At 32.7% G+C, this 11,624-nt stretch carries 12 protein-coding genes and 1 pseudogene; 2 read left to right on the top strand and 11 right to left on the bottom strand.

Going from position 1 to position 11,624, the window contains the following annotated elements:
- Positions 1 to 11: 11 nt before the first annotated feature.
- Positions 12 to 1,088: a helix-turn-helix domain-containing protein gene (locus ABH957_RS11400; RefSeq protein WP_404449852.1), complete on the bottom strand. Its 1,077-nt coding sequence runs from the start codon at positions 1,086 to 1,088 to the stop codon at positions 12 to 14.
- A gap of 330 nt (positions 1,089 to 1,418) precedes the next feature.
- Here ABH957_RS11400 and ABH957_RS11395 point away from each other — a divergent pair, with 330 nt between their 5' ends.
- Complete coding sequence (locus ABH957_RS11395) at positions 1,419 to 2,396, top strand: phosphotransferase enzyme family protein (RefSeq protein WP_404511232.1); 978 nt, start codon at positions 1,419 to 1,421, stop codon at positions 2,394 to 2,396.
- A gap of 114 nt (positions 2,397 to 2,510) precedes the next feature.
- Here ABH957_RS11395 and ABH957_RS11390 read toward each other — a convergent pair whose 3' ends face one another.
- The 9 genes and pseudogenes from ABH957_RS11390 to ABH957_RS11350 all read right to left on the bottom strand — a co-directional run bounded on the left by ABH957_RS11390 (position 2,511) and on the right by ABH957_RS11350 (position 9,720).
- Positions 2,511 to 2,966, bottom strand: coding sequence for a cupin domain-containing protein (locus ABH957_RS11390; protein WP_404511230.1), 456 nt, complete (start codon positions 2,964 to 2,966; stop codon positions 2,511 to 2,513).
- Between the two features lie 246 nt (positions 2,967 to 3,212).
- Entirely contained in the window at positions 3,213 to 4,592 is a 1,380-nt protein-coding gene (lpdA, locus tag ABH957_RS11385; protein ID WP_404511228.1) for a dihydrolipoyl dehydrogenase, read from the bottom strand.
- A gap of 204 nt (positions 4,593 to 4,796) precedes the next feature.
- Entirely contained in the window at positions 4,797 to 5,393 is a 597-nt protein-coding gene (locus ABH957_RS11380; RefSeq protein WP_016091395.1) for a TetR/AcrR family transcriptional regulator, read from the bottom strand.
- 158 nt (positions 5,394 to 5,551) lie between these two features.
- The gene (locus ABH957_RS11375) at positions 5,552 to 6,259 is read right to left on the bottom strand and encodes a phosphotransferase family protein (RefSeq protein WP_404453815.1); all 708 of its coding nucleotides are present in this window, start codon (positions 6,257 to 6,259) and stop codon (positions 5,552 to 5,554) included.
- A gap of 116 nt (positions 6,260 to 6,375) precedes the next feature.
- Positions 6,376 to 7,170, bottom strand: coding sequence for a VOC family protein (locus ABH957_RS11370; protein ID WP_404449843.1), 795 nt, complete (start codon positions 7,168 to 7,170; stop codon positions 6,376 to 6,378).
- A 117-nt stretch (positions 7,171 to 7,287) separates the two neighbouring features.
- A pseudogene (locus tag ABH957_RS11365) lies at positions 7,288 to 7,389 on the bottom strand (alpha/beta hydrolase); the annotation flags it as partial.
- Between the two features lie 69 nt (positions 7,390 to 7,458).
- Complete coding sequence (locus tag ABH957_RS11360; RefSeq protein ID WP_404453821.1) at positions 7,459 to 8,211, bottom strand: class I SAM-dependent methyltransferase; 753 nt, start codon at positions 8,209 to 8,211, stop codon at positions 7,459 to 7,461.
- A 69-nt stretch (positions 8,212 to 8,280) separates the two neighbouring features.
- Positions 8,281 to 9,144: a serine/threonine protein kinase gene (locus ABH957_RS11355; protein WP_404449841.1), complete on the bottom strand. Its 864-nt coding sequence runs from the start codon at positions 9,142 to 9,144 to the stop codon at positions 8,281 to 8,283.
- 237 nt (positions 9,145 to 9,381) lie between these two features.
- On the bottom strand, positions 9,382 to 9,720 hold the full coding sequence (locus ABH957_RS11350) for a winged helix-turn-helix transcriptional regulator (RefSeq protein ID WP_001047225.1): 339 nt from the start codon (positions 9,718 to 9,720) through the stop codon (positions 9,382 to 9,384).
- 190 nt (positions 9,721 to 9,910) lie between these two features.
- Between ABH957_RS11350 and ABH957_RS11345 the strand changes: the two genes are divergently transcribed.
- Positions 9,911 to 10,627: an SDR family oxidoreductase gene (locus ABH957_RS11345; protein ID WP_404453824.1), complete on the top strand. Its 717-nt coding sequence runs from the start codon at positions 9,911 to 9,913 to the stop codon at positions 10,625 to 10,627.
- A gap of 139 nt (positions 10,628 to 10,766) precedes the next feature.
- Here the strand turns inward: ABH957_RS11345 and ABH957_RS11340 are convergent, their stop codons facing one another.
- Positions 10,767 to 11,579: a MerR family transcriptional regulator gene (locus ABH957_RS11340; protein WP_404511226.1), complete on the bottom strand. Its 813-nt coding sequence runs from the start codon at positions 11,577 to 11,579 to the stop codon at positions 10,767 to 10,769.
- Between the last annotated feature and the right edge of the window lie 45 nt (positions 11,580 to 11,624).

Here is an 11,624-nt window from a genome sequence, read left to right as displayed (position 1 = left end):
AGTTTCAATTTTCATCTCGCTTTATTAATAAGCTCTATATATTGTAGGTCCCCATATCCTATTGTTGGAAAAAGATTAAATAACCTTTTTAATAACTCTTGTGTTGGTAAATCTTTATTTTTGGAGATATACTTTACTACTACATTATTTTCTTTTAGCATTTCTAAATATAAATCTATCGCCTGATACATTACAGGTAGTACCTCATGAGATGGCTTTTTATGATTTACTAGAACTTCATTGTAAACAGAAAAATAGTTCCCTAATTCAAGTCCAATTTGACTAACTTTAAATTCATCCTCTCTGAAGCTATTTAAGTATACTTTTCCCTTATAACCAGACTGTTCAAGGTAAGAAAGTACTGTAAGTAGATTCATTTGGCAAAACATATCTTCACCGAACCATAAAACAATACATTTATACTCTTTCTTAAAAAGATTCTCTAAAGGATGAATAACCTTTTTCGTATAATTTTCTACAGTACCTTGGTGTCCTTCTGCCCTTGTTTTAATAAACTCATCATCAAAAATCTGTGCAGTAGTCGTATTTACACACATAGCTTCATTAAATGGAGCGTAATCAGACTCCCCCATTAGTTTTTCACTTTTAAATTCTTCATACATAAATTGACCATTTAATATATTTAGTACATCTTTATCAAACAGCTCACTCTTCGCATTTCGTAACTGATCAACTTCAATTTTTCTAGAAAAATTCATTCTATCCCACTCCTTGCCATCATTGATTGAGAGTTTAATAAATGATTGAACCGGTATTTTGTTAAGTTGGAATTTTCCTGGGGTTATACCAAAAACAGTTTTAAATGCTCTACTATAAGCCTCTTGCGAAGAGTAATCGTAATCAAATGCGATATCAATTATCTTTCTATCATTCGTCAAATCTTCCGTTGATAAATACAATCTTCTAAGAAGAATATATCGTCTAATACTTATCCCTGTTACTTGATGAAATTTAAACGAACAGAAGTAAGGAGAATATCCCATATAATTAGATAATTTATCTAATGAAAACTTCTTTTTTAAATTGCCCTCAATCCATTCAATCATTAGCTGTATATGTTCATTCATTTATCCCCCTCCTCACTAAAAATTATAAGAAGTATCCACTTCTTTCTTTTGATATTTCTTGTGGTTTATAACATTAACCACTCTCTAGAACCTTTAAATATCATATGTAATTACTCATTTCATATTTTTTCAGCTATCTTATTTTGTCATACATTTACTTAACTTTCCAATAAAGTGAAACTTTAATCAGTGGGGAGTTTCTTCCTCCCCACTGATTATTATCCCATACTAATCGGGTTTTTACGGGATAAATCTTTTTTAAAGGATTCTACCAAATAAAACACGAAATTTGTAAGTTAAGGAACTAGTAGTGTTGTGAGTGGAAAATTTATGTTTGGAAAGGAAGTTAAAATGAATAATATAGAAAAAGAGATACTTAAACTAATTAATAAACTATATCCATTGGATTTTATTGAAATGACACCAATAACAAATGAAATGTATCAATGTCTCACAGCACAAGGTACTTACTTCGTTAGAATTACAAACTATAAAACATATGAAGAGCAATTAGAAGAAGTTACATATACGAACTTTTTATATCAAAAGGGCTTAGGAGTCCCTCCAATAATACCTTCTTTAAAGGCGAATTTAGTAGAGAAAATAACCTTAGACAAAGAAGTTTTTGCTGTATTATATAAAGCTGCTCCTGGTATACATTTACCAAGAAACGAATGGAATTCTAATGTATTTAAAAAGCTCGGTCAACAAATTGGAAAATTACATCGTATATCTAAAGACTTTGAAAGAGTTCAACCGGTAAATCATATAAACGATTGGTATGAAAATGAAGAGTATAATTTTCTTAACTATATCCCAAAAGAAGAAACTACTATAAGAGAAATTGCATCTGACGTTTTAACTTCTATAAAGGTGCTGCCAAAGTCCACTTCAAATTACGGCTTAATTCATGGAGATTTATGGTTAGAAAACATATTAGTGGACAATGATTTAAATTTAACAATGATTGATTTTCAAGACTGTGAAAAACATTTTTACATATTCGATTTAGCTATTCCAGTCTATAGCGCGATAGAATATTCTTTCGTTGGGAATGGCAACATAGTCGACTATGAGAATTCTATTACAAAAGCAATAATCGACGGATACCAGGAGGAAAATGATCTACCTAAAGAAATGATAGAGCAGCTTCCATTGTTTATTAAATTAAAGGAGATATTCGAATATAGTTTAATGCATATGTATTGGAATAAAGAAGAGTTAACTGAGGAGCAAGTACGGATAATGAACCTTTATAGAATAAAGATTGAAAAAAGCCATTCTTTAAACACAGTTGGTTTCCTATGAAGTACAACCAATTGTTACATTCAGTTTAACAATTGGGTGTACTTTTCTATAGATAAGTTTTCTTCAAAAGACAAAATACAAGGAGCGAAACGATATTTAATCGTACAGTGGCACCTATTTTTCAATCCATTCAACGGATTTATCTAGCTTAATACCATCCTCGATATTACTTTCTTCCAAAGTATTTGCCCTAGCTTGAATACAAATAAAATAAAGAGGTTCACTTGAATTGTTACGCCAAATTCTTTCCCCCTCTTGTGCCACCCTTATGACAGTACCCTCTTTGATTTCAAGGATTTCATCATCAATCTTGAATTCCCCTTGTCCTTTGACGAAGATATACAGCTCTTCATTTTCTCTATGCTTATGATAAAAGGGCATTGAAATGCCTGGAGGGAAAACATTTAGTGAAGCTTCCATCCCTGTACATTGTAAGTCATCTTTAAGAAATACCTTTCCAGGAGCTTTAAATGGATTTCCATTTTTATATTGAAGCAGATTCTCCCACTTTCCTACTTGAACAGCACTAAAATTTTTACCTTCCATTGTTGAATTAACAAATTGACTCATTTGTATTCTCCTCTCATATTTATTTTCCATAATTTCACTTTTTATTCTCTAATAAATGAATAAATCCTCTCACAAAAAGAAACCGAATAGTCTCTTTTTTGCGGTAAAAAAACGGCTCAATTAGCCATAATATGTTATTAAGAAGTTTATTAGTAAAGATTGTTTTTTACATATTTATTTATCTCTACATTTATTTTATTTAGAATTTCTAAAAAATGAAGCAATCCAATTTTTATTAATTAATATTTATTTAAAATTGTAAATTATGGCCTCAGCAGCTTCCATCACAATCTCACTTAAAGTTAGTTGAGCATGTGGTGTTAATGCAATATCCTCAACTGTCATGCCTGATTCAATTGCTAAACCCATTTCGGCAATTATTTCTGATGCACCATTTCCCACGATTTGAGCACCTACTAATACACCATCTTCTTTACGCACCAATAGCCTCAAGAACCCTTTTCCTTCATTTGATACAAGTGCACGACCGTTTGCTAAAAATGGGGATTGAATCACTTTTACTTCCATGCCTTCTGCCTTTGCTCGCTCTTCAGCATAACCAACTGTAGCTAATTCAGGATTTGTGAAACAAACTGCTGGAATTACCAAGTAATCAACAAATGATAGTTCACCAGAGATAGCTTCGGCAGCTACTTTCCCTTCGTAAAATGCTTTATGTGCAAGCTGTGGACCAGCAATGATATCTCCTATAGCAAAAATGTTCGGAAGGTTAGTACGGCATTGTTGATCAACTTTTAATAAACCGCGGTCAGAAAACTCCATACCGATTTTTTCAAAACCCATATTTTCAGTATTAGGACGACGGCCAACCGTTACTAATACGTAATCAGCGTCAACTTTCTTTTCTTCACCACCAATTTCGTAGGTAACAATTACACCATTTTCAACTTCTTCTACACCTTTAGCGGATGCATCTACTATTACTGTAACACCTTTGTTTATAAGGTCTTCTTTCACAATTTGAGTCATTTGTTTATCGAAGCCAGTTAAAATATCTTTACCTCCTTCAATAATTGTTACTATAGAACCGAGGGAAGCGTAAGCAGAGCCCAATTCAGTACCAATGTAACCACCACCGATTACAACCAATTTACTTGGAACTTCAGTTAAACTAAGTGCACCTGTAGAGTTAATCACACGTTTTGTAAATTTAAATGTTGGAATTTCAACTGGGCGTGATCCAGTAGCTATAATTGCATTTTTAAATGTATATGTTTGAGTTGCATCTTTATTGGTTACTCGTATAGTGTTAGCATCCATGAAATAAGCTTCACCTTTTATCACTTCTACTTTATTGCTTTTTAATAACCCTTCTACACCACCTACTAATTTCTTTACAACGTTGTTTTTAAATTTTTGTACTTTTGCGAAGTCCACATTTACACCAGAAGAAAAAATCCCCATATTTTCTGAATGCTTTGTTTCCTCAAAACGATGACCTACAGAAATAAGTGCCTTAGATGGAATGCAGCCGACGTTAGCACATACGCCACCAAGATTCTCTCTTTCTATAATTGCCACTTGTTTCCCTAATTGTGAAGCTCTTATTGCAGCAACATATCCTCCAGGTCCAGAGCCAATTACGATTGTTTCTATTTCTCTCATATCCTTTTTCACACTCCTCCAAAAATTAGAAACAGGTAGGCCGAAATCGTTCATATTCTACACATTTTTCAATTTACTATTTTGTATTAGTACCATTCTTCTCTCATCCGTTTTTTCATAGTTCCATCATGGAATTTCTATTAAGTGATCACCCCCTCAAAAAAAGAAACCGAACAGTCTCTTTTTTGCGATAAAAATTACGGCTTAGTTGGCCGTAATTTGTTTTTCCAATTCATCTAAAAGTCGTGACGATACTGTATCAATATAAACTGTATCTTGGTATAAGCGTGACAAGGCAAGTGCTCCTTCAAGAGAAGAAATCCAGATGATAGCAATCTGTTTTGCTTGAGTATCTGATTTTAACTCTCCTTGCTCAATTCCATACGTAATAATCTTTTCAATTATTCCAAGTAATTGATTCATCGCTATCTGTGCTTGTTCTGCCATGAGAGGATGGGAATCATCTGCTTCTAACGTTACGTTCATGATTGGACACCCTCCAGGAAGAGGATCATTATGAATGAGAGATGTAAAAACTGAAATAAAAGTTTTTAACTTATCCAACGTATTGGATGCTTTTTTTATCTCTTCGACATAACGCACTCCCATTTGTGAAGTTGCATGCTGAAAGGCTTGAACAGCCAAGTCATCTTTATTTTTAAAGTGACGATAAATACCGCCCTTCTCTAGCCCAGTCTCTCGCATAATATCAGAAATTGAAGAACCACTATAGCCCTTTACATTAAACAGAGCAGAGGAACGATCAAGAATCATTCTTTTTGTTAATTCACCTTTACGCATTGTGTCCTCCTAAAAGAAAACGTTTGGTCTCTTTTAAGTATATGACAAACCGAAAAGAATTAGCAAGAAAAAAATAACAGGGAATATCAATGAGTAAAAAACAAATGATACACCATCCTTACAAGAATCAGAATAAATACATGAAAAACATCTTTTATTTACAGAGGTTTAGTCTCTGCCAGTCTAGCTGCACTAATTATAGGAGCCCACTGGAAAATTTCATCTCTTAATAGACCTGTTTTTTTGCAATATATATGTAAATACATTTCAGCTAATTCCACTGAATTCTGTGAATACAATAAGTATGTCCGAAACACATCTGCACGAATATCACCTGAACTAGCATCAACCCAATCTATAATATTCACATCACCATTACTCATAATTAAATTAAACGGATGAAAATCACCATGACATACTCTAGGTTCAAATGTGATTGAATCTAACTTTTTTAATATATTTCCCTTTTGTTTTTCATCCAGATCATGTACGGAGTTAATTTGACGATAAAGCCTTTCTTCCATCGGTTCTATTTCATCCGAGCTCACAGATATAGCATGAATTTTTTGTTGTTCACTAACACATATACTTATATAATGCTCCGCTTTACTCAAATTATTAAGCAAAAGCTCACCAACACTTTCCCCTTCTACATATTCCATAATAATAGCTTGTCTACCTTGTATCTCTGTAACTTCAAATACTTTAGGAACGTGTAAACCACATGAATATGCATACTTTTGTTTTCGTGCTTCGTATAGAGATTCTGTATTAGGGAGGTATTCTTTAAACAATTTCACAACTTTATTATCACAAAGATAAATTTCAGCCGTATTTCCTTTGGCTATCGGATTTCCTAGATTCAATTCATTTCTCTCCTTACAGTAAATTAGAATAACGCCTTATAGTCCTCTATAAATTCAGTGTAATTATACTGATACCCTTCTTCATGAAAATTAAAAAAACTTACCCCTACCTATAATTATATAGAAAGTGGTAAGTTTAATTTTCTAGGAATATCGGAATGAAACTCTGGTGTATGCAAAACAGAAAATGAATACCCTTGTTGAATAAATGATATTTCATTTTGTTTACTTTCAAATGGAACACTATTTTTCTTAAAATTATTTTGGATTTGTTGTAAAAACGCATGATCCGGTGTTCCGAATGAAACATGTACTTTCGGTGGTAAAGCTTTCATCGCAATGGGAATCCAAGGTCGCTGCCACCAGGTTGCGATGATATATGCAGTGCCACCTATAACAAAGTTGAAAATATCCCCATCTTCCTTCGTTTTCATGTCTAGATTTGATTTCAACCATTCCGTAAATACAGGTACACTTTTAACCGGAAGACCAATTTCCCTTACGTATAAAATGTTTAACGGTGAATGCGGGACTAATACATCTTCTTTAACATAACTATGTGCAATAATTTCGAGAAGATTTCCATCACCATCTTTAAAGTATAAATTGAATAGACCATTCTCCTCACCAATTGTATGACCATCTTTCCATTTCACAATGAGTAATCCAGACTCTTTAAGCCATTTTGCCGTTTCATGAAACTTTGAATATGGGATCTCAAAAGCGAAATGCGCAGGTGCAATTGGTTCATATACTTCTTGAAAACTAATTGTTGTATACGGTGTTACTTCAAATTGAATATATGATTCGGTTTCTTTTTTTATTGGAAAAGATAATATGTCTTTATAAACTTGTTTTACCCCTTCTATGGAAACCGTTTGTAGTTTTATATCTGATATATGTGTAATCACACTACATTCCCCCTTGTTTCTTACTATCTATTCTTATTGTATTACACTTATAAATAGATAAAATCAAACCGAAGGGTGGATTTTTCATGTGAAAACTACAACTTTAGTATGAATATGTTAGCTCCAATTACTTTTTATTTCCGCTATAACAACTTCTGGTTTATCCCAGTGTAACAAATGTGTAGTATCAGGAATTACTTTTACTATACTGCCAGTTTTCCCTGCATTCTTTTCCACAAAAAAAGCTGATTTTCTTTTAAAGAAAATCAGCTTTTACGTTAAAATACACTATGATTTAACAGCAATAATCATAAACCTTTTTGAATTCGTACGAATACCTTTTTCGGAACTATTAGCGTCAATGAACTTTTGTAAAATATTAAAGTCCTCTTCTTTTTCTCCAAATCTAGGAATAATAGGCGTATGTTTTAATAAAAAAATGAGATCCTCAGGAGTACTGTAATAATCGGTTACATCATATTCACATACTTGCACGAGTTCAAATCCTGCACTAATAAGTTCACCCATATACTTATCTTTTAACGTACCATCTCTTTCACCTAAGCATTGCCCTCTACCAAATGCTTCTTTAAGATTTAATTTATCATATTCGCTAACTTGTTGTGTTAAGAAAAAAGCACCTTTTTTCATTACTTTTGCCAATTCAGATGCTACAAACGGCGCATGACAACTTGAAGCAATATCAAAATGAGCATGCGGAAACGTTAAAACTTCAGAATCCATTTGGAGAAATTCAACGTTTTGTACACCTGCTTTATTCAAATTAAAATGTGCTGTTTTGATCATTCCATTAGAATTATCTATTCCAATCAGTGATGCAGCTGAAGATGCTATGTTAAGTACATTTTCTCCTCCACCTGTACCAACATCAAGTAAAATATGTGATGACTTGCATCTTTCTTTTACCTCGCCATAAAAGTCCCATGAATCTCCTACAGTTTCACATTTTATTTTACTAAAATCCCATCCATTTAATCTGCCTACTTTATCATAAAAGTTTTTGTACTCTAATTCGTTCATTTTATGTTTTCCCCTTTGTTGATGCTTTTATATTCCTTAGCTGTCTAATAAAAATGAGCCATCCATTATTTATTCTATATATGCAAGCCAAGCTTCATGAAACGCTTGAACAGTGCGATACCTTTTATTTTTTTCTTTATGTAGCGCTTTTTTACATATATTATATAATTCTTGTATGCTTTCCCATTTTTCATAGCTTTTATCATTTTTTCCGCCGATAAAAGCGAAAGCAATTCCAGCTAGTACATACACATTCGTTTCGCTTGTAATTTGTGCATGCAGTTCATATTCTTCCGATGCTTTGAAACGACCTGCTCCCCAGAAATTCTCCCCAATTTCATTAAATACAGGTGCTTTTTGAAAAAAATCAATATCACAAATCGTCAGTTTTGATTGCTCGAAATTATATAAAATACTACCGTCATAAAAATCAACCATGACATATCCTAGTGACTCCACATATGCTGCAAACTCAAAAATTTGTGTCAATATGTTAAGTCTCTCCGTCACGCATAATTTTCTAAGCTTTACAAACGGTGAATTTGGTGCGTGGTGCTTTTCAAACGGTGTAAAGTCCCAATGATTGTGCATGCATTCCCCATCAATCCAATGAAACCTTAAACAAAATCCATTTTGCATTTGAATGGAATTAATATATGGAACTAGTAAAGGATGTTTAATTTGTTCATACACTTCTTTTGCTTTCATTAGTCGTTGGATTGCGTCCTCTACATTACCTTTATATTCTAAATTACGAGCACCGGCATACTTCAAAAAGTAACGATGTCCATTTTCAATAATACCAAAACTAATATTTCCTGAATCTTGTTGATCAAAAACAGTAAATATTTCTACACCCTTTAACCAATCAAAATTATGATCCTCAGCTAATGTTATTGGGTATTGATTTTTTCCTATTGTAATATTTATCATGCGCTGCTCCTAGCTTTGAGCGAACGTAGTTTATAGAGGTATGATACGCATACTCAAATTATTTTTACCTCATACTTTGTTTTCTTCTGTTTATTCATAAAACATCACTCCTTTCCAATATCGACCCTTAATTTCATTCAATAACTACCACAATGTTCTTACTTTCTATTATATATTATAAAATACAAATTATAAGAAAAATATATACCATGCGCACAAGCAGTTTACATAATAATATTATAGTTTGTTTTTATCGATATATTCTAAATGTCCTCTCCCCCAACCACACATACTATCCAAAACAATACTAACTGTTTTTCCATGCTCAGTTAAGCTATATTCCACTTTAGGTGGTATTTCTTGATAAATTTCGCGTTTTATTAGTTGATCGTGCTCTAATTCACGAAGCTGCTTCGCTAATGTTCCTTGAGAAATGTCTGGTATTAATCGCTTTAATTCACCAAACCGTTTCGTTCCATCTGTTAATAATATAAATAAAATGAGTGGTTTCCATTTACCTCCGATTATTTGTAATGTTGCTATTACCCCTTTTAATTTCGGTTCCTCTAAATTCATTTTCCTCACCACTCCCCTCAAATCATAAATTATAATGAATAATTCTTTATATTATCCATATAACAAGCGATTAGTACGAAATTAGCGACTAAGTACATATAAAGTGCGTACTTTTCAATAGTCATTTTTTAACGAATAATAAAATTAACACAACTTATTTTAAATCTTATATTAAGGGAGATGTTTAATCATGTCTATTACTGCATTAAAAGATAAACATATCGTTATCATTGGTGGAAGCTCTGGTATTGGATTAGCAACAGTAAAACAAGCAATCGGACAAGGTGCACATGTTATTATTGCAGGGCGCTCGGAAGAAAAACTAAAGGCTGCTCGAGAAATAATAAATAACAACCATCTTCAAACTTATGTATTGGATAATCAAAATAAAAACCAATTACAAGATTTTTTCAAGACAGTTGGGAATTTTGATCATTTATTCACACCGGGAGCCTCTTACACACTTGGACCAATAACCGCTACAGAGGAAATTGCTGAAAGCAGCTTTATCGGAAAGTTTTGGCCACAATATTACGCCGTAAAATATGCGATTCCTTTTCTTTCAAAATCTGGATCTATCGTGTTAATGTCCGGTGCATTTAGTCAAAGACCACTTAAAGGTGCACCTGCTTATGGCGCTTGTAATGGTGCTATTGAAAGCTTAGGGAAAGCTTTAGCTGTTGAATTAGCTCCTATTAGAGTTAATGTTGTTTCTCCTGGAACGATACGAAGAGAGAATGAACAAAATGAGAAAAGACTAGCTGCTTATGAAGATTATAAATCTCTTTCTCTTGTACAGAGACCTGGGTATAATGATGAAATTGCACATACTGTCCTGTATTTAATGCAAAATGGTTTTACTACAGGTAATGTATTATTTCCTGATGGAGGATACACATATCATTAATTTATAACAATTCATGCCTCCTTAGATTAACTAGTATTAAGGAGGCTATTATGGTTAATCAACTAGTCCTTTGTGCTAAATATTTTCAGATGGAAATAAAGTAAAAAAGGCATATACGATGCCTTTTTTACTTTATTGTTTATTTGTTTATCCGATAACAAACCTCTGTAACCCACTTATTAGGATCTGATTCCATCGCTGGACTAACGTGATAAATATTAAACATCGGTCCAGCTAATTCATAACCTTCCGTTTCGATCCATTTTGCTGCCGCCTCATTTACAGCTGTCATTTGTTCATAACTTCCGTTAACTGTTATTGAAGCTACATAGGATGGATCTATCTTTTTGAAATTAACATCTTTTGTATTTTCATGCTCCCCTAAAATATTTATCTGTATTTCTACATCCACATCATTTTCCTTATATTCTTGATCATGGAATGTAGCAATACTATAAATCGGATTAGCTATACTAATATTTTTAACATTAATTTCTTGCATCAATATACTCCATAAATCCCCTTCGCAATTATACGATGGAATAACCTTTCTAACACTTGCTACATTTCTTTCTGGAATTTCTTTTAATGAAACATGATAGTTCATTTCAATAACATCCTCTCTCATCGTTTTCATTGAGTCTTCGAGGAGACGTAATTGTTTTTTGAGATCGTCCATTTCTTCCTTTACTTGAGCACTACGATTTTCAAATTGTGACTTTATTACTTCAATATTTTCACTCTCTACTAATTCTTTAATAGTGGCAATATTAAATCCCATATCTTTTAACACTTGAATTTGATTTACTTTCTTTAATTGGGCTGCTGAATAAAATCGATAACCACTTTGCTCATCGACTTTTACTGGTTGTAATAATTCCACTTTATCGTAATGTCTCAACATACGTATACTAATGGAAGATAGTTTTGAAAAATCTCCTATTTTGAACATTAGTTCCTCCTATTTATTACAATTATTCGAAGCTCAACTTAAGCT

It is taken from the genome of Bacillus sp. RC242 (genome assembly GCF_044908245.1).
GTDB lineage: Bacteria > Bacillota > Bacilli > Bacillales > Bacillaceae_G > Bacillus_A > Bacillus_A mycoides.
This window is presented reverse-complemented; position numbering and strand designations above follow the sequence as displayed.